Origin of the sequence: Corallococcus sp. AB045 (assembly GCF_003668895.1) — a bacterium.
In the GTDB taxonomy this organism is placed as follows: Bacteria; Myxococcota; Myxococcia; order Myxococcales; family Myxococcaceae; genus Corallococcus; species Corallococcus coralloides.
Genome location: NZ_RAWN01000182.1, coordinates 1 through 18,662, shown reverse-complemented (window position 1 = coordinate 18,662; position 18,662 = coordinate 1). Strand labels below are relative to the sequence as shown.

At 71.7% G+C, this 18,662-nt stretch carries 14 protein-coding genes; 9 read left to right on the top strand and 5 right to left on the bottom strand.

Translation table 11 applies throughout. The features are described 5' to 3' along the window. The 4 genes from D7Y21_RS32065 to D7Y21_RS32050 all read left to right on the top strand — a co-directional run. The coding region (locus D7Y21_RS32065) for an MFS transporter (RefSeq protein ID WP_147469431.1) at positions 1–1,952 on the top strand (1,952 nt) is incomplete at its 5' end. After that, the gene (locus D7Y21_RS32060; protein WP_121717668.1) at positions 1,945–3,129 is read left to right on the top strand and encodes an ABC transporter substrate-binding protein; all 1,185 of its coding nucleotides are present in this window, start codon (positions 1,945–1,947) and stop codon (positions 3,127–3,129) included. The genes D7Y21_RS32065 and D7Y21_RS32060, both read left to right, overlap by 8 nt. Then, positions 3,126–7,862, top strand: a complete 4,737-nt coding sequence (locus D7Y21_RS32055; RefSeq protein WP_121717666.1) for a CHAT domain-containing protein — start codon at positions 3,126–3,128, stop codon at positions 7,860–7,862. The genes D7Y21_RS32060 and D7Y21_RS32055 overlap by 4 nt, the downstream gene beginning before the upstream one ends. Before the next feature lie 97 nt (positions 7,863–7,959). Then, positions 7,960–8,589 (top strand): glycoside hydrolase family 19 protein, encoded by a 630-nt coding sequence (locus D7Y21_RS32050; RefSeq protein ID WP_121717664.1) that lies wholly within the window; start codon positions 7,960–7,962, stop codon positions 8,587–8,589. 88 nt (positions 8,590–8,677) lie between these two features. Here D7Y21_RS32050 and D7Y21_RS32045 read toward each other — a convergent pair whose 3' ends face one another. Next, positions 8,678–9,100: a hypothetical protein gene (locus tag D7Y21_RS32045; protein WP_120565776.1), complete on the bottom strand. Its 423-nt coding sequence runs from the start codon at positions 9,098–9,100 to the stop codon at positions 8,678–8,680. Between the two features lie 122 nt (positions 9,101–9,222). Next, a complete protein-coding gene (locus D7Y21_RS32040) occupies positions 9,223–9,528 on the bottom strand; it encodes a hypothetical protein (protein ID WP_120565777.1) in 306 nt (101 codons plus the stop codon). Between the two features lie 183 nt (positions 9,529–9,711). Here D7Y21_RS32040 and D7Y21_RS32035 point away from each other — a divergent pair, with 183 nt between their 5' ends. Continuing rightward, a complete protein-coding gene (locus D7Y21_RS32035; RefSeq protein WP_121717660.1) occupies positions 9,712–11,163 on the top strand; it encodes a hypothetical protein in 1,452 nt (483 codons plus the stop codon). A gap of 71 nt (positions 11,164–11,234) precedes the next feature. On the opposite strand, the gene D7Y21_RS32030 is transcribed toward D7Y21_RS32035, so the two are convergent. Together D7Y21_RS32030 and D7Y21_RS32025 are read right to left on the bottom strand one after the other, a co-directional pair. Then, the gene (locus D7Y21_RS32030; protein WP_121717658.1) at positions 11,235–11,561 is read right to left on the bottom strand and encodes a hypothetical protein; all 327 of its coding nucleotides are present in this window, start codon (positions 11,559–11,561) and stop codon (positions 11,235–11,237) included. Between the two features lie 36 nt (positions 11,562–11,597). Beyond that, positions 11,598–12,740 (bottom strand): patatin-like phospholipase family protein, encoded by a 1,143-nt coding sequence (locus D7Y21_RS32025; RefSeq protein ID WP_120565780.1) that lies wholly within the window; start codon positions 12,738–12,740, stop codon positions 11,598–11,600. A 221-nt stretch (positions 12,741–12,961) separates the two neighbouring features. Here D7Y21_RS32025 and phbB point away from each other — a divergent pair, with 221 nt between their 5' ends. Together phbB and D7Y21_RS32015 are read left to right on the top strand one after the other, a co-directional pair. Then, the gene (gene phbB, locus D7Y21_RS32020) at positions 12,962–13,687 is read left to right on the top strand and encodes an acetoacetyl-CoA reductase (RefSeq protein WP_120565781.1); all 726 of its coding nucleotides are present in this window, start codon (positions 12,962–12,964) and stop codon (positions 13,685–13,687) included. Between the two features lie 12 nt (positions 13,688–13,699). Beyond that, on the top strand, positions 13,700–15,538 hold the full coding sequence (locus D7Y21_RS32015) for an alpha/beta hydrolase (RefSeq protein ID WP_121717656.1): 1,839 nt from the start codon (positions 13,700–13,702) through the stop codon (positions 15,536–15,538). A gap of 51 nt (positions 15,539–15,589) precedes the next feature. Here the strand turns inward: D7Y21_RS32015 and D7Y21_RS32010 are convergent, their stop codons facing one another. Beyond that, on the bottom strand, positions 15,590–16,123 hold the full coding sequence (locus D7Y21_RS32010) for an RNA polymerase sigma factor (protein ID WP_147443320.1): 534 nt from the start codon (positions 16,121–16,123) through the stop codon (positions 15,590–15,592). Between the two features lie 164 nt (positions 16,124–16,287). Between D7Y21_RS32010 and D7Y21_RS32005 the strand changes: the two genes are divergently transcribed. Both D7Y21_RS32005 and D7Y21_RS32000 read left to right on the top strand, forming a co-directional pair. Beyond that, a complete protein-coding gene (locus tag D7Y21_RS32005; RefSeq protein ID WP_158627386.1) occupies positions 16,288–17,574 on the top strand; it encodes an SET domain-containing histone-lysine N-methyltransferase in 1,287 nt (428 codons plus the stop codon). Between the two features lie 35 nt (positions 17,575–17,609). Next, complete coding sequence (locus tag D7Y21_RS32000) at positions 17,610–18,569, top strand: NmrA/HSCARG family protein (RefSeq protein WP_199735527.1); 960 nt, start codon at positions 17,610–17,612, stop codon at positions 18,567–18,569. Positions 18,570–18,662 lie beyond the last annotated feature (93 nt).

The following is an 18,662-nucleotide window of genomic DNA, read 5'->3' as shown; positions in this document are numbered from 1 at the left end:
TGCCCCCCCTGCCCCACCAGCGCTTCGCGGTGACGGAGGACGCGCGCTCCTTCCGCGTGTCGCTGCCGCTGTCGGACCGCTTCGGGGAGGTGGGCCGCCTGGAGCTGGTGATGTCCCGGGAGGCGGTGTCCCAGCGGGTGCTGCGGCGCTGCCAGCCCCTCTTCACGCTGCTGGGGGGAGGTCTGCTGTTCCTGGGGGCCTTCGTGGCGGGCGCGCAGCGGCTGTGGATGCGGCGTCCCCGGCGCTGGCTGGGCGCGGCGTTCTCCTTGAGCTTCCTGGGCCTGACGCTGGCCACGTCCCTGGCGCTTGCGGACCTCTATTCCGACGGGCTGCACCAGCGCACCAGCAGCCTGGCGCACTCGCTGGCGCGGCGGCTGAACGAGGCGGCGCGGCTGGGCCTGACGCTCTCCCACCTGCGTGGCCTGGACACCCTGCTGGAGGAGTACCAGCACACCAACGCGGACCTGGGCTCGCTGGCGCTCATCGCGGATGAACGGGTGCTCGTCCAGGTGGACGCGGGCGCGGAGCGCACGGGGGACGAGCGCTTCGAATACACCATCGACCTGGAGCTCACGGAGGGCCCGTGGAACCTCCCCGTGCGCCTGGAGGTGGGCGCCGCGAAGGGCGCGCTCCAGGCGCGGCTCTGGCGCACGGCCCCTGGCTTCCTCCTCCTCTTCGCCGCCTCCAGCCTGTTGGGCCTGCTGGTGCTTGGAGCATTGGCGCCCCTGCCCCGGCGTGGCTCCGGCTCGCGCGCCTTCGAGCAGCGGACGGTGGGCCGGCTCCAGCCCCTCGCCTTCCTCGGGGGCTTCCTGGAGGGGCTCCCCTTCGCCTTCCTCCCCGTCGCCGCGCAGGCCCTCCTCCCGGGCGGCGGCGCCGCGCTGCTCGCCGTCGCCTTCCAGGGGGCCTGCGCGCTCGCGTTCGTCCCCGCCGAGCGTTACGCGCGGCAGGGTCACCTCGGGCGCTGGCTCGTGGTGGCCCTGGGGGTGTCCACCGCGGCCTTCGCGTTGATGGCGTTCACCTCGGACCTGCGCGCGTGGCTGGTGCTGCGCGGGCTCTGCGGGTTCGGGCTGGGGGCGCTGGCCGCCGGGACGCGGGCGTATCTGCTCGCCGCGCTTCCCCCGGGACAGCCGCCCCGGCGCCTCGCGAGGCTCACCCTGGCCCGGGGTGGCGGCCTGCTCGCCGGCACGGTGCTGGGCGCGCTCGTGGCGGCCCACCTGGGCCCGTCCCCGGTGTTCCTGTTCGCGGCCCTCTGTGGCCTGGGCGCGCTCGCGTATTCGCGGCACTGGCTGCCCCCCCTGGAGGCGCGGAACCGGTCCGCCGCGCCTCGTGCCTTCCGGGCCTCCCTCACGCCTCCGCCCCCGCCTCCGGGGGCGTGGAGTCAGCGCGAGCACCGCCGGGCGCTGCTGTTCGTCGGGCTGCCGTCGTGGCTTTCGCGCGGGGGCGTGCTCGGGCTCGTGTTGCCCCTGTGGCTCATGGGCGAGGGCAAGGACACGGACCGCATCGGTCAGCTGCTCGCGCTCGTCGCGCTGGGCGCGTTGCTTCCCCATGCCCTGTCGGCGCGCCTCGACGGGAGCCGGAGGCTGCTTCAGGGGGGCGTGCTGGGCACCGGGCTGTCACTGCTCGCGCTCGCGGCCTTCGGCTCGCTGGAGCCCGTCCGCGCGCTGGCGCTCTGCCTGCTGGGAATGTCCCTGGGGCTCGTCCACGTCCCGCTCGACCACCACGTCGAAAGCCAGCCGGCGGAGGGCGCGCGCGGGCGCACCTGGGCCTCCATCACTCCGCTGTTCGGCGCGCTCGGGCAGTGCGTGGGGCCGCTCCTCGTCAGCGCCTTCTGGAGGCCCCCGGAGGATCCGCTCCCGGTGCTCGGAGGGCTGGGCGTCGGGGTGCTGCTGCTGGGGGCCGCCCATTCCTGGATGACCCGGGCCCCGCCCGGTCGCGAGGTGCGCCGTGCGTGACTGGCTGCTGGGCCTGCTGCTGCTGCTGTGCGTGTCCTGTCCGGTCCAGGCACAACCGGACGACATCTCCACCTGGGTGGCCCTGCCGCCGGAGACGCTTCGCGGCTGGCGGGTGGAGGCGACCGCGCAGCGGATCCTCATCACCCCTGAGCAGCCCCCCACGCCCCAGCTCCAGGTGCGCGAGGTGCTGGTGTTGCTCACCGTGGCCCAGAGCAGCCTCAACTGGATCCTGGAGGGCATGCTGCCCGTGCTGCGCAATCAGCGCGTGCGGGTGGACCTCACGCTCTACAAGCTCGGCACGGGCCGCGAGGAGCAGGAGCGGATGCTCGCGCTGGCGGACTCCGGCCAGTTCGACCTCATCGTCGCCATGGGCTCGGACGCGACGCGCTTTCTCTACAACCGCTTCGGCAACCAGCCCACGCCGGTGGTGGCGCTGTGCAAGTCGCCGGAGCTGTGGCTGGGCTTCGAGGAAGGTGCTTCCCAGCAGGCCAAGCCGGACAACATGGCCTTTGTCTCGCTGTCGCTCTCCCCCGACGTGCAGCTGCACTACCTCCAGGAGCTGCTGGGCCCGTTGAAGGTGCTGACGGTGGTGTACGACCGCCGCAACCAGAGCACGGTGGAGGTGGAGGCGGAGGCCATGCGGCGGCTGTCCGCGCGGGACGGCTTCCAGTTGCTGGAGCTGGCCGTGGAGGGCAAGCGCGGCGCGGAGGAGACGCTCTCCGAACAGCTTCCGCGCATGGCCCGCGCGATGCGGCAGATAGACCCCGACGGCCGGCACAGCCTCTTCTGGGTCACCACCTCCTCCGCGGTGTACGACGAGCTGGAGCGCATCGACCGGTACTCCGAGGGCATTCCGGTGCTGGGCTCCGTGCGCGAGGCCGTGCGCGAGGGGAACTCCAGCGCGGTCATGTCCATTGGCGTGCCCTTCAAGAGCGCCGGCCAGCTGGGCGCGCGCTACATGCTGGAGGTGCTGGGCTCGCGCCTCCCGGCGTCGCGGCTGCCCATGGGGGTCATCTCCCCGCCGGACCTGGCCATCCACCTGCGGCGGGCGCGGCAGCTGGACATCAAGCTGCCCTTCCACTTCCTGGAGCAGGCCAGCTCCCTCTACGACCTGGATGGCCGGCTGGTGCGCCAGGACGGACAGCCCGCCGTGTCCGCCCCGGCGGCCTCGCCATGAGCGCTGGCGTCGCGAAGCCCGCGCCTCTGGAGCTGCTGCTGGAGCTGGTGCGCGCGCAGGAGGCGGGCGACCCCTTCCACTTCCGGATGGAGTCGCAGGAGTACCTCCTGCGGCGCGCCCGGGGCAGCTACGCACGCGCGGCGCTCGACTGGGAGCCGGCGCTCCTGTCGGACCTCGCGGAGCTGGAGAAGCCCCAGCCGGACCGCAACGTGGTGCAGCGTCTGGGGGAACGGCTGCGCGCGTTCCTGGAAGGCGTGGGCTGGGACGCCCAGGCGAACGACATCGCCGCCGCCGTCCAGGTGGGGCGCCCGGTGCACCTCACCTTCCGCTTCGCCGCGGCGGAGCTCTTCGCGCTGCCCTGGGAGCTGCTCACGCTGGGCACCTCCGGGCGCACCGTGGCGGAGCTGCCCGGCGTCCTGATCCGCTACGAATGGCCTGCGTCCGGAGACCTGCCCGCGCCGGGCACCTCCCAGCAGGGCCGCGTCCTCTTCGCCTGGTCCGCCGCCGGAGGCCAGGTGCCGGCCCGGGCGCATCAGCAGGAGCTGAGCGGAGCCTGCCGGCAGGGCGCGTACCCGTTCGAGCCGGAGCGGGACGTCCTGCCGCACGTCTCGCTGGCGTCGCTGTCGGAGGCGCTCAACCGCCCCGGCGAACCCGTGTCCGTGCTCCACCTGCTGTGCCACGGCGGACGGCGCGGGCAGACGTATGGCCTGCTCTGGGACGCGTCGTGGGAAGGAGGCGAACCGGAGCTGGTGGACGGCGCGACGCTGCGCCAACTGCTCATGCCCCACGCGGCGACGTTGCGGCTGGTGGTGCTGTGCGCGTGCCAGAGTGGCGCGGGCGCGACGGACAACCACCTGGGCAGCGTGGCCCAGGCGCTCCATCGCGCGGGACTGCCCGCGGTGGTGGCCTCGCGCCTGCTGCTCTCCGTGCCGGGCTCCGTCGTGCTCACGCGCGCCCTCTACCGCGCGCTGCTGGTGAAGCCCGCATCGCTGGAGGAGGCGGTGGGGCACGCCCGGCGCCTGCTAGCGCTGGACACCACCGCGTTGGACCACGTCTCGCTCCAGCTCTACGCGCGCGCGGAGCACGGCGGAGACACGCGCCCGGTGGCGCTCCGGCCCTACCGGGGCCTCTTGCCCTTCCAGCAGGAGGACCGCCGCTTCTTCTTCGGCCGCGAGTCGCTCCAGCAGGAGCTGCTCCAGCGCGTCCACGAGGCGGTGGAGGGCCAGCGTCCCCGCTTCCAGGTGCTGGCCGGTGTCTCCGGCAGCGGCAAGTCCTCGCTCGCCCTCGCGGGCCTTCCCCAGGAGCTTCGTGCCGCGGACTGGGAGGTGCGGCTGCTCAAGCCCGGACAGGGAGCGGCGGAGGCGCTCCACGAAGTGCGCCAGGCCCCACCGGAGCGCCGGCAGCTCTTGCTGGTGGACCCCTTCGAGGACCTCTTCACCGCGATGGAGTCCCCGGCGCGCCGCGACCTGGCCACCGCGCTGTGGGGCCTCGCGAAGGATCCGGAGCGCCGGGTGGTGGTGCTGGCCACGCTCCAGGTGGACTACCTGGGACGCTGCGGCGACCTGGTGGTGGACGCGGAGGGCACGCGCCTGGACGCGGCCGTGTATTCGGACGCCCACCGCCTCTTCGTCACGGAGCTCCAGGGTGATGCGCTGCGAGCGGCCATCGAGGGCCCCGCGCACAAGGTGGGGCTGCGCTTCGAGGCCGGGCTGGTGGACCGGCTCCTCCAGGAGGTGGGGCAGGAGCCCGGGTCGCTGCCGCTGCTCCAGTACGCGTTGGATCAACTCTGGGAGGAACGCGAGGGGCAGCAGCTCACCCACCGCGCCTACGCGGCCCTGGGCGGCGTCGCGGGGGCGCTGAAGCGGGCGGCGAACCGGCTCTATGAATTGTTATCTCCGAGCGCGCAGGGGCAGGCACGCCGGCTGCTGGTGGAGCTGGTGGACTTCCAGGGCGGGCCGTCGCACGGCAGGCGCCGGCGGGTGCGCTCGCAGCAGCTGCGCCCCACCCCGCCGGAGCCCCGCGCCGACTTCGACCGGGTGCTGGGCGTGCTGCTCACCGCGCGGCTGCTGACCCGGGAAGAGGACGCGTCGGGCGTGGAGTGGTTGCAGCTGTCGCACGAGTCCCTGCTGCGCACCTGGCCGGAGCTGGCGGAGTGGGCCCGCGCGGACCGCGAGCGCATCCAACACTTCCGCGAGCTGGAGTCCTGGGCCCAGGACTGGATCGCGCACCGGAGCGCTCCCGACGGCGGCGCGCCCTATCTCCTGTCCGGAAGCCGGCTGGGCTACGCGCAGGACATCCTGCGGCGCTACAGCGAGGAGCCGGGCGAGGACGTCCTCCAACTGCTGGACGCCAGCGTGGCCTCCGCCGAGGCCCAGGACGCATCGGCGCGCCAGCGTCTGGTGCGGATGCTGGTGGCCGCGCTGGTGGTGGCGGGGGGGATGGCGGCGCTCGCGTGGAACGCGCGCCAGCTGGAGGCCCGGGCCTGGCGGGAGCGGCAGGAGGCGCGGCACTACGCCCAGCGCGCCCGGGACCTGGTGCTGCTGGACGTCGCCCGGAAGCTGCGGCGTGACAATCCCACGCTGGCCCTGCTCATGCTTCGCGAGGTCCAGGAGCCCGGCCGGCTCCGGGGCTGGGCCCAGGACGTGTCCGGGGTCCTCCAGGAGCCGCTGAGCCGCGCGGTGCTGCGCGGCCACGCCCAGGCCGTGGTCCACGTGGAGGTCAGCTCGGACGGGCAGCGCGTGGTGACGGCGTCGAAGGACGGCACCGCGCGGCTGTGGCGCACCAGTGGCGAGGGAGCGCCGGTGGTGCTCACGGGCCACGCGGGGCCCGTCTACCACGCCACCTTCAGCCCGGCGGGAGGGCAGCGCGTGCTCACCTCCTCGCACGACGGCACGGCGCGGCTGTGGAGCACGGCGGACGGCGTGTTGCTGCATACGTTCCGGCACCGCGGCGTCGTGCAGTGGGGGGCCTTCAGCCCGGATGGCCAGCGCGTGGCCACGGCCTCGCGAGACGGGCTGGCGCGGCTGTGGCGGGTGGAAGGCACCGGCGAGCCGCGCGAGGTGCGGCACCGGGGCGCCGTGCAGACCGTGGCCTTCAGCCCGGATGGGCGGTGGCTGCTGACGGCGTCGCTGGACGGCACCGCGCGCCTGACTCCCGTGGAGGGGACGGAAGGCCCGCGCGAGCTGCCCCACCCCGCCCCCGTCACCTCCGCCACGTTCGACCCGGAAGGCACCCACGTGCTGACGGTGGCCCGGGACGGCGTCGCGCGCGTCTGGCCCGTCAACGGCACCACCGCCCCCGTGGCGCTGAAGGGACACCAGGGCGAGGTGACCACCGCGCGCTTCAGCCCGGATGGGCACCAGGTGGTGACCGCGTCGGTGGACACCACCGCGCGCCTCTTCCGGGCCGACGGGCGAGGCGAGCCTCGCGTGCTGCGCGGCCACCAGGGCGCCGTGCGCCTGGCCACCTTCGGGGGACCGCTGGGCGAGTGGATCCTCACCGTCTCCTCGGATACCACCGCGCGGCTGTGGTCCGCGCGCGAGGACACGCCGCCCCGGCTGTTGCTCGGCCACCGGTCCACCCTACTGTGGGGCGGCTTCGGTCCGGACGGCAAGCAGGTCGTCACCGCCTCCGTCGACGCCACCGCGCGGGTGTGGCGCCTGGACGCGCCCCAGGACTCGCTCCCGCTCCAGACGTCCGCGGGTTTCCTCTGGTCCGTGGCCTTCAGCCCGGACGGCACGCAGGTGGCCACGGCGTCGCAGGACGGGGCGGTGCGCCTCTGGTCGGAGGACGGCCGGGCCACGCACGTCCTCCGGGGCCATGCGCAGGACGTGCGCTCCGTGGCCTTCAGTCCGGATGGCCGGTGGCTGCTGACGGCCTCGCTGGACGGCACCGCGCGCCTGTGGCCGGCGGACGGAAGCACGGCGGGCCGGCGCGTGCTGGCGTCCCAGCGCGAGCCCTTCTTCGGCGCGGCCTTCAGCCCCGATGGCCAGCGCGTGGCGCTCGCATCCAGCCCGCGCGCCACCCGCATCGTGAGCGTGGATGGGACGCGGCCGCCCGTCGCGCTGGAGGGCCACGGCGACCAGGTCCGCTCCGTGGCCTTCAGCCCCGACGGCCAGCGCCTCATCACCGCATCTCAAGATGGCACCGCCCGCATCTGGAGCGCGGAGGGGCGCCTCACCGCCACGCTCTACAGCCACGACGACTGGGTCCTCTCCGCCGCCTTCCACCCGAAGGATCCCACCCAGGTGCTCACCTCCTCGCAGGACGGCACGGCGCGCCTCTGGACCGTGGAGAACGGCCGGGTGCGAGGCGTGCGCGCGCTCCTGCGCCATGACGCGCCGGTGCCCTGGGCCACCTGGAGCCCGGAGGGTAGCCGCGTCGTCACCGCGTGCGCGGACGGCCGTGCCCGCGTGTGGCTCACGGACGCGCCCGGCGAGCCGTACCTCATCCTCTCCGCGCACGAAGGCGAGGTGACCTCCGCCGTGTTCAGCCCCCGCGCGGAGGAGCCCCGGCTCGTCACCGGCTCCACGGACGGCAGCGCCCGGGTGTGGCGTCCGCGCGAGCCGCTCCCCATCGAGCGGCTCCAGGAGAAGCTCCAGGCGACCAGCTCCGCGTGCCTGACGCCCGGCGAGCGGCGCGGCCTGCTGGGCGACCTGCCCGCGAAGGCCCTGGAGGCCAACGCCGCGTGTGAGCAGCGGCATGGACGCCCACCACTCCCGGACGAGCCCTGAAGCCTTCCAGCGGCGCTCACAACTCCCAGCCACCCGGCGTCTTCCAGACACCCACGGCCCGGCCTCCGCCGGGGCCGGCAACCCGGGAGTCCGCCCGATGGCCCTCTTTGGCTTTGGTTCCAAGTCCCCCAAGTCCTCCAAATCCTCTCAGTCCGACGAAGCCTCCGAGTCCGCCGAGCCGAAAGGCGAAACATTCCAGGCGCTGACGCTGGAGCAGCTGCGCTCGTTCCTGACCCGGCTGCCCAAGGCGCGCGCGCAAGAGGTGCTGCCGCACCTGAACGACGCCATGTCCGAGGCGGGCATCAACACCCCACGCCGCCAGGCCGCGTTCCTGGCGCAGCTGGCGCACGAGAGCGCCGAGTTCCGCTACTTCGAGGAGCTGGCGACCGGCCGCGCCTACGAGCGGCGCAAGGACCTGGGCAACGTCAAGCCGGGTGACGGCGCGCGCTACAAGGGCCGCGGGCCCATTCAAATCACCGGCCGAACCAACTACCGCGCCGCGGGCAAGGCGCTGGAGCTGGACCTGGAGGAGAACCCCGCCCGCGCGGCCGACCTGGACGTGGGCTTCCGCACCGCAGCCTGGTTCTGGAACAGCCGCGGCCTCAACAAGCACGCCGACAAGGGCGAGTTCGACGCCATCACCCGGCGCATCAACGGCGGCTACAACGGCAAGGCCTCGCGCGACACCTACTACCAGCGCGCGCTGCGGATGCTGGACAAGAAGTGACGCGCCCCCGGGCGCGTCCTGCCGCCCCCTGAAACACGAAGAGCCCGCGACCTGAAGAAGGCCGCGGGCTCCTTTGTCGTCATGGCGTCTACTTGCGCTTGGACGGAGTGGACGCGGGCTCCGTCGTCGCTTCCTCCTCCGTGGAGGTGCTGCCGTCGGAGGACTCGACGGTGCCGCCCGCCAGGTGCTTGCCTCCGGGACGGAACAGCATGCGCACCGTGAGCTTGCTGGAGTCCTTCTCGTTGAGGTCGTGCAGGCGCGTGTGTTCCTTCTTGGTGCCGCCGCCGAAGATGGAGAACCAGCGCTTGGGTTGCGGCTTGTCCTCGGGGATGTCGCTGTCCTGCTCCGTCATCTCGAACTCGAAGCTGGCGGAGACCTCCAGCTCCGCCACGGAGAAGGAGTAGTGCTTGCGCGCCGTCTCCTCCGCGATGTCCAGCGAGGACTGGACGGCCAGTATGAGGTCGTGGATGAGGACTTGCGCGTGGTCAGGCGTGGGATTGGGCTTTGCCATGGGATGGGATGGGCGGCGGAAGGGTGGATGGCGAGCCGCCACCGCCGGTGCTCCAGAACGAAGCACCGGCGGCGACGGGTGTGTCTTGCTTCAGCGTGTTCTGCTCAGACAGACGGCGGGCTTCAGGCGCCGCCGCCGGTGCTGCCACCCTGGGCCGCGAGCAACGCCGCGGGCTTGATGGTGCACTTCACGGTGAGCCCCATGTGCTCCTTGTAGTCGAGCGTGAGCTTCTCCTTGATGCTCATGCGCCAGACGTTGAGGGCAACGTCCGTCTCGCTCTTGATCTCGAAGTCGCTCGTGAGGTTCACCTCGAAGTAGTACTCGGCGATCGTCATCGGATCCATGCCCGACGACATGAGGCGCTGCGCGGTGCGGGCGGCACCCGCGAAGGCGATGATGTAAGCGGACAGCTGGGCGGCGGACTGCATGGGAGTGCTCCTGGGATTGGGTTGACGGCGGACATGCCGGGCACTGCGTCCACAGGACGCCGCACGCCATTTGTGTGTGAATGCCAACGCCAGACATCCATGGCTCACACGGCCACCACCCGGCGCGTCCTGCCGTCACGCGCACGACTTCCCGGGCGCGCACGCCAGGAGCCCTCCCAAAACATGAGCACGCAGAACGTCGAGTTGTTGTTGTCCCACGCCGATTCACACGAGCCGGTGGCCCCCGACGGCCTGCCCGCCGACGCCGCGACGCAGGTTCCGCGCGACGACGACACGCAGGGGCGCGAGGAGCGCCACCTGTGGGACGACGGCGAAGACCCCAACTCCCTGCCCGCGCAGCGCTGGGGGCTGGTCGCGCCGGAGGGGCCTGAAGGAGACCGGCTGCTCGCGCTGATGGAGCCCCTGCGCCGGCACCGGCAGGAGCAGCAGGACGGCCACCCGGTGCGCGTCTACCGGGTGAGCCCGGAGCTGGCGGCGGAGGGGCGGAACCTGGAGGACTTCACCCGCTGGGTGCGCGTCGTGCTGGACGACGAAGCGGTGCCCGTGGCGGACCGGCCCCGCTACCTGCTCTTCCTGGGGGACTTCCACCAGGTGCCCTTCGAGCTGCAGCAGGCCGCGGCCCACGACGCCTACGTGGGGCGGCTGGCCTTCCGGCGCGACGAGGACTACGCGGCCTACGTGGACAAGGTGCTGCGCTGGGAGAACGCGCCCTCCGCCGAGCGCCAGCCCCGCTCGCTCTTCTTCACCGTCCACGACGGCACCGCCGCGACGCGGACGGGCTATCATTCGCTGGTGGCCCCGGCCATCGCGTCAGCCCGGCAGGAGCGGGAGCTGGGCCGCTTCCCCGCGCGGGACGTGCTGGAGCTGGGCCTGCCGGGAGAGCCCGGCGCCAACGCACTGCTGGAGCAGGCCGCGCTCCAGGAACCCACCCTGCTCTTCTCCATGAGCCACGGCCTGGGCAGTCCCCGCGCGGGCTGGCGGAGCACCGACGCGAAGCTCGCGCTCCAGGGGGCGCTCAACCTGGGCGAAGGCCAGCACCTGGATGGCGCGGCGCTGGCCCAGCGGCCCTTCCTGCCCGGCGGCATCTGGTTCCTCTTCGCGTGCTTCGGCGCGGGCACGCCGTCGCGCAGCGCCTTCCATCACTGGCTGAAGCAGTTGCAGGCGGGAGGCCAGTTCAGCGGGAGGCTGGAGTCGCTCACCGCGGCGCTGCCCCGGCCCGGGGAGCGACCCTTCGTCGCCGCGCTGCCGCAGTCCGCGCTGGCCAACCCCCAGGGACCGCTGGCGGTCATCGGCCACGTGGACCTGGCGTGGACGTATGGCTTCCAGGACCGCGACCACCGCCAGGGCAAGGTGTCCCGTTTCATGGAGCCGCTCCAGCAACTGGCGCGGGGCCGGCGCGTGGGCCTGGGCCTGAGTTGGCTGCTGCGCGGGGGCCACCAGGCCAACCTGGAGCTGACCACGCTGTATGACCAGGAGGAGGCGGCCCGGAGCGCCGGGAAACCCTCCACGGTGGATCCGCTGCGGCGCTCGCACCTGTGGATGCTCCGGCAGGACCTGGGCGGCTACGTGCTGCTGGGCGACCCGGCCGTGCGTCTGCCATTGGCTCCGCGCTGACGGTTGGAAACAACAAAACCCCGGGCGGCGTGCAAGGCCCCCCGGGGTTCGAGCTTCGCGACGCGCAGGGCTCAGGCGGAGCGGGGCCCGCCGCGCTCCACACCGTGCAGCGTGAGGTTGCGCAGGGTGTCGTCGGCCAGCTCGAAGAGGCTGGCCTGCGCCTTCAGCAGCTGGTCGCGCGCCAGCTGCTCCAGCGCGTAGAACGGCGCCAGGGTCTCCAGCGCCTTGCGCACCCACTCCTCGTGCTGCGAGCGCAGCGGCCGCGCGGCGGCGTCCCCCTCCACGAACTGGCGGGAGTATTCGAGCGCGGAGCGCTGGGCGGCGATGGCCTGGTGCAGGGCGCCCCGCCCCAGGTCCATCAGGTGGGCATACGGATCGACTCTCTTCGCTTCGGTCATGGCGTTGCTCCTTCGGGTCAAGACAGGTGGGTGCTTCTAGAGGCGGTGGACGACGGCGCCCCCTTCGGCCGGCGACAGGTCCTCGTCACCGAACGCCTGGGGCCCGTTCGCCAAGGGCTGCGTCCACGGCGAGGTCTCCAGGGCGCGCTTCATGTCCCGGTAGCCGTCCGCCCGGCGCTCCGCGATGGAGGCGCGGGAGAACTCCGCGTCGCTGCTGGAGATCTGGTGCTCACCGCGCTGGTACGTCAGGTGGATGATGTCCAGCCGGGGCGCGGGCTTCGTCAGGGGCTCGTCGCTGAACGCGAGCGGCGAGGACGCGGACATGTGCCGCGTCACCCGGGTCGCGGTCCGGCGCAGGTTCCACACGGTCGCGAACTGGTCCACCTGCTGCGACGTGCGGCCCGCGAACTGGATGGACTTCATGCGCCAGCTCGCCTCGTCCAGGTTCCGAGGCAGCGGCGCGCGCGCCTCGAACAAATCAATCATGAAGACGAGGGAGTGCCGCTGGGGCGGGTCGTCCAGGATGGCGTTGAGCGGCGTGTTGGTGACGCAGCCGCCGTCCCAGTACAGCTCCCCGTCGATGAGGCTGGGCGGAAAGGCGGGCGGCAGCGCGCCGCTGGCGAGCACATGGTCCGGCCCCAGGGCGCTTCGCGTGTTGTCGAAGAACACCAGGTGGCCGTCGCTCACGCGGGTGGCCCCCAGGCTCAGCCGCGTCGCGCGGGAGTTGATGTAGTCGAAGTCCACCAGCCGCCGCAGCGTCGAGCGCATGGGCCGGGTGGAGTAGAAGCTCAGCGCCTCCGGCGAGCCCGGCGGCGCGAGCTGCGGGGGTATCGCGCGGGGCGCGTAGAAGCCGGGCTGGCCGAAGAGCAGGCTGGTCATGTGGCTGCCCAGGTTGAAGAGCTGGCGCAGGCGGCCCTTGAAGAGCGAGCCCCACTCACTGCCCGGCCAGGACACCTCGCGCCAGAACGCCTCCAGCCGCTCGAGCCGCTGCTCCGGGCGGTTGCCCGCGACCAGCGCGGCGGTGAAGGCGCCAATGGAGATGCCGGAGACCCAGTCCGGATGCAGGCCGGCCTCCTCCAGGGCCTGATAGGCCCCCACGTGGTAGGCGCCCAGGGCCCCGCCGCCTTGAAAGACGACGATGACCTGCGGGCGCTCCTGGGGTGCTTGCGGCTGTGTCATGGATGTCCTCTCGCGGGTGCTGCGGTGGAGTGCCGCCCCGGAGGAGCGGGGGGCTGATGGATCCCAATCCACCCTTCCCAGTCCCCCGCTCCCCGAGGCAGCGCTCCAGGGACGTCCGCGCCCGGGCGGTTGTGAATCCACGCCGGCTTTGAGGTCACGATTTTCACACCCGGCGAGCGTCCGCGTCCTTCAGGCGCAGCTTTCAACCCCTGGAGACAGACATGAGTGGACGCGTGGCAGTGGTGACAGGAGGAACGCGCGGCATTGGCGCGGCGAGCGCCGACGCCCTCCGGCAGCAGGGTTACCGCGTGGCGGTCACCTACTATGCGAATGAACAGGCGGCGCAGAACTTCACGGGGCGCACCGGCATCCCGACGTTCCGCTTCGACGCCGCCAACACCGCCCAGTGTGTCGCGGGCGTGAAGAAGATCGTCGAAGCGCTGGGTCCCATCGAGGTGCTGGTGAACAACGCCGGCATCACCCGGGACGCCATGCTGCACAAGATGACGTCCGAGCAGTGGAACGAGGTCATCCAGACGAACCTCACCTCGTGCTTCAACCTGTGCAACGTCGTGGTGGGCCCGATGCGCGAGCGTGGCTTCGGCCGCATCATCAACATCGGATCCATCAACGGGCAGACGGGCCAGCTGGGCCAGACGGCCTACGCGGCGGCCAAGGCGGGCATGCATGGCTTCACCCTGGCGCTGGCGCGCGAGGGCGCCGCCCGCGGCGTCACCGCCAACCTCATCGCGCCGGGCTACATCGACACGGACATGGTGCGCACCGTGCCTCCGGACGAACTGGTGCGCATCCGCACGCGCATCCCCGTGGGCCGCCTGGGGCGCGCCGACGAAATCGCCCGCGCCGTGACGTTCCTCGCCTCCGACAAGGCCGGCTTCATCACCGGCTCCACGCTCACCATCAATGGTGGGCAGCACATGTACTGAAGGAGGCCGCGAATGAACGCATCCCTGGAGCCCATGCGGCGCGCCTTCCTGGAAGTCCTCCTCCGGCTGGCGATGGACCCCCAGCGGATGCTCGCGGCGGGAAGCGACCTGTGGGAACGCTCCCTGCGCGGGGGCGTCCCACCGGAGCCCGCCCCTTCCGCGCCGGACCGCCGCTTCCGAGACCCGGCGTGGAGGGAGCAGCCCTTCTTCGACGGCCTGCGCCGCGCGTACCTCACCGGCGCGGGCTGGCTGGAGGACCTGGTGGCCCAAGCGCCGGGCGTGGACCGGCACACGGCGCACCAGGCGCGCTTCTATGCGCGCCAGCTCACCGACGCGCTGTCGCCGTCCAACTTCCCCGCGCTCAACCCGGAGGTGCTCCGCGCCGCGCGCGAGTCCCACGGCCTGAGCCTGCTCAAGGGGATGGAGGCGCTGTGCCAGGACCTGGCGCGAGGCCAGGGCCAGCTGGCGACGCGCATGACGGACCGGCGGACGTTTCGGCTGGGGGAGAACCTGGCCACCACGCCGGGCGACGTGGTGCATGAGGAGCGCCTGTTCCAGCTCATCCAGTACCGGCCCACCACGTCCACCGTCTACCGCCAGCCGCTGCTGGTGGTGCCGCCGTGGATCAACAAGTTCTACATCCTGGACCTGCGCCCGGAGAACTCGTTCGTCCGCTGGGCGGTGGAGCGCGGGTACACGGTGTTCCTCATCTCCTGGGTGAACCCCGACGAAACGCACGCGGACGTGGACTGGGAGGACTACCTCGTGCACGGACTGATTGCCGCGCTGGAGGCCGTCTCCCGCGCCACCGGCGAGGAGCGGGTCTCCACGCTGGGCTACTGCATCGGAGGAACGCTGCTGGCGTCGGGGCTCGCGTGGCTCGCCGCCCAGAATGATCCGCTCGTCGCCAGCGCGACGCTGCTCACCACGCAGGTGGACTTCAGCGAACCAGGGGACCTGGGGGCCTTCGTCGACGCGCAGCAACTGGAGCGGCTGGAGGCCCACATGCGCGAGCGCGGCTATCTGGAGGGGCTGGAGATGATGACCACCTTCAACCTGCTCCGGGCGAAGGACCTGGTCTGGCCCTTCGTGGTGAACAACTACCTGCTCGGCCGGGAGCCGGCCCCCAGCGACTTCCTCGCGTGGAGCACCGACCCCACGCGCATGCCCGCACGCGCGCACGCGACGTACCTGCGGGAGCTGTACCTGCACAACCGCCTGGTCCAGCCGGGCGCGCTGTCGCTCGCGGGCATCCCCCTGGACCTGGGCCGGGTGAAGACGCCCCTCTACGTGCAAGCCTGCCGGGAGGACCACATCGCGCCCTTCCGCTCGGTGTACCGGGGAGCGAGGCACTACCGGGGTCCCGTGCGGTTCGTGCTCGCGGGCTCGGGCCATGTCGCCGGCGTCATCAACCCGCCGTCCGCGAACCGGTATCGCTATTGGGTCCCGAAGCCCCGTCCGGTCGCGTCATCCGGGAACGCCACTGCGTCACCTGGAAACGCACCTGCGTCCGCCCCAAACGCGGATGTGTTTGCGTCGCATTCAAACGCAGTCGCGTCTTCCCTGGACGCGGATGGGATTGCACCCTGCGGAAAGACGGATGTGATTGCGTCGACACCGGACGCGTCTGCGTCCTCCGTGGACGCGGATGGGATTGCGTCGCACGCGGACGCGGATGCGTGGCTTCAGGACGCGGAGGAACACCCGGGGTCCTGGTGGACGGACTGGGAGTATTGGCAATCCGAGCGCTCGGGAGAACGCGTCCCTGCCCGGATCCCCGGCGAGGGAGGGCTTCGCATCATTGAAGCGGCTCCGGGGCGCTACGTGCGCTCGCGCATCCTCCCGGAGTGAGCAGCGCGAGCCGTGCTCCGCCGGCCTGCCTGGCGGAGCACGGACCTGCGCTCAGCGGGGGCACGGCTCTTGCGAAAGGGTGGTCCGAAGGATTCCGTACGCGAGCTGGATGCGCTTTCTCACGTTGCAACTGGTCAACCGGAGCTGTTCAGCGATGTCGGCATAGGACATGTCCTGGAGGTAGCGCATCACCAGGGGCACCCTCAGATTGGCAGGCAGCGCCTCGATGCATTCGCGGACCGCCGCGGCGCTCTCGCTCCGGAGCAGGCCCGCGTCGGGCAGCAGTTCCTGGGACTGAGGCTCCGCCGACTCCAAGTCCTCCATCCACTCCTCGGCGTCGCCCCAGCGCTGGCGCTCGCGGTGGATGTCCATGCAGACGTTGTGGAGGATGCGGCCCAGCCAGGCCCTCGGGTTGAGGATCTTCCCGGGCGACACGTAGTTCTGGTGGGCCCGGAGCATCGCGGTGTCCACCGCGTCCTCCGCGTCCACCACGTTCCCTCCCATCAGCCGCAGCGCCTGCTGGAACAACGGCTCCTTGTGCTGCTCCCACACACGCCAGAAAGAGGGATTGGTGTTTTCTCTCACGGTTTCCAGTGCTCCAAAAGTGCATCTGGAAACGGTGCAGCGAGATGTCTGTGAACAACCCTTGAACAACTCCAAAAAGGGCAGCCCGGAAATCCACGGGAAATCACAAGCCGTAGCGGCCGGCGTCTTCCTGGCGTTCACCCCCCGAACGCATGGCGGAGCCAATGAGCGCGCGACAGGAAGCGGAGCAGGACACCCTCGAGGAAGAGAACCCCCTGAAGGAACACCTCGCACTCCAGTGGAGCAGGCAGGCGGGCGCGAGCTTCCCGAAGTTGTGGGTGGGTCATCTGGAGGGCGACGAGCGTGGCGTCTTCGCCAAGGTGCCCATCGCGGCGGGAGAAGAGGTGCTGCGGGTGCCGCGCGCGTGCCTGGTGACGCTGGACGTCGCGAGAGCGTCGGACATCGGCCGGCTCATCGCCACGCACGCGCCCGACACGAGCGAGGAGTGCTACCTGGCGGCGTTCCTGCTCCAGGAGAAGGAGCGCGAGGACTCGGCCTGGAAGCCGTACCTGGACGTGTTGCCCCGGTCCTTCCCGCACCTGCCGCTGTTCTTCGACGCGCAGGAGCTGTCGCTGCTCCAGGGCTCCTCCGCGCTGCGAGAGGTGGCGCGGTGGAAGGAGCTGCTGCTCACGCGCTACGCCATGCTGGCGCAGCGGGTGCCGGGCTTCGAGCGCTTCACGCCCGACGCGTACCTCTGGGCGCAGCACGTGTTGATCAGCCGCAGCTTCGGCCTGACGGTGGCGGGCAAGCTCACGCGGTGCTTCGTGCCGGTGGCGGACATGCTCAACCACCGGGCCTCGCCGCGCCTGGTGTGGGGCAACACGGAGGACGGTGAGGCCTTCGTGCTGGTGGCGCACGAGCCCGTGGCCGCGGGCGAGGAACTGCACATCAGCTATGGCATCAAGCCCAGCTGCCGGTTCCTGCTGAGCTATGGCTTCGTGCCGGAGGACAACCCGGACGACACGCTGGTGCTCTACCTGGGCGTGTCCGAGGACGCGGTGGAGGCGGAGGGAAAGCGGAGGCTGCTCGCGCTGGCGACTCCGCCGTCGCGGCGCCGCTTCGAGGTGCCGCTGCACTACGGGCATGCCTCCACGGTGGCGATGTTCTCCTTCCTGCGCGTGGCGTGTGCGAACGCGCGGGAGCTGGCCCGGCTCGCCGAGGAGGCCCGGGAGGAGCAGGGCCTGGGCGAAGTGCCACCGCTGAGCGCGGAGACGGAGGAGCGCGTCTTCCAGTACCTCCAGGACGTGTGCGAGGCGCGGCTCGCGGGCTTCGAGACGACGCTGGAGGAGGACGAGCAGTTGCTCCAGGGGGCGGACCTGTCGCGCAACGCGCGCAACTGCCTGCTCTTGCGGCGCGGTGAGAAGCGGCTGCTGCAGGCCTACGCGGGCCTCGCGCGCGCCTTCCTCCCCGCGCTGAGCCCCACCCCGCCCGGCCCCGCCGTGGGCGGATGAGCCGGCTTCATTCCCAGCCTTCAGGACGACAGGACATGACCATGGACAAGAAGATCATCGCGGTGGTGGGAGCAACGGGCGAAGAGGGAGGCAGCCTCGCGCGCGCCATCCTCGCGGACACGCAGGGAGGCTTCACGGTGCGCGCGCTCACGCGCAAGCCAGGCTCGGAGCTGGCGCGCCGGCTGGCGAAGCTGGGCGCGGAGGTCGTCGCGGCGGACGTGAGCGACGCGAAGAGCCTGAAGGCCGCGTTCACCGGAGCGCACGGCGCCTTCTGCGTCACCAGCTACTGGGAGAAGCCCGACCCGGAGCGCGAGCTGGCACAGGCGCGCACGCAGGCGCACGCCGCGAAGGAGGCGGGAGTGGCGCACGTCATCTGGTCCACCCAGGAGGACACCCGGCGCCTCATCCCTCCGGAAGACAAGCGGATGCCCATGCTCAAGGGGCACTACCGCGTGCCGCAGTTCGACGTGAAGGGCGCGAGCGATGCGTACTTCAGCGGCCTGGACCTGCCGGTGACGTTCGTGCGCACCTCGTTCTCGTGGGAGAACCTGCTGTCGTTCGGCTTGGGAGGAAAGCGCAACACCGACGGCACGTTCGACTTCGTGCTGCCCACGGAGGACCAGAAGCTGCCCGGCATCGCCACGGAGGACGTGGGTGGATGCGTCCACGGCATCTTCCAACGCGGGCCGGAGGCCTGGGCGGGCCGGACGGTGGGGCTGGCGAGCGAGCACCTGACGGGCGAGGAGATCGCCCGGACACTGAAGCAGGTGCTGGGACAGGAGGTGCGCTTCCACTCCATGGAGCCAGAGGTCTACCGGACGTTCAACTTCCCCGGCGCGCCGGAGCTCGCGAACATGTTCCAGTTCATGCGGGACTTCTCCCCGGAGTACTGCGCCGTCAGGGACCCCGAGCTCACGCGCGAGCTGAATCCCCAGGTGCAGTCGCTGGCCCGGTGGCTCGAACGCAACAAGGCCCGCTTCGTGCGCGCGGCGTGACGGGCAGCAAGCCCTGCCTCCGAGTTTTCGGAGGCAGGGCGTCCTTCAGCCCGCGCGGACTTTCAGACCGAGATCTCCCGGCCTCCCCCACCC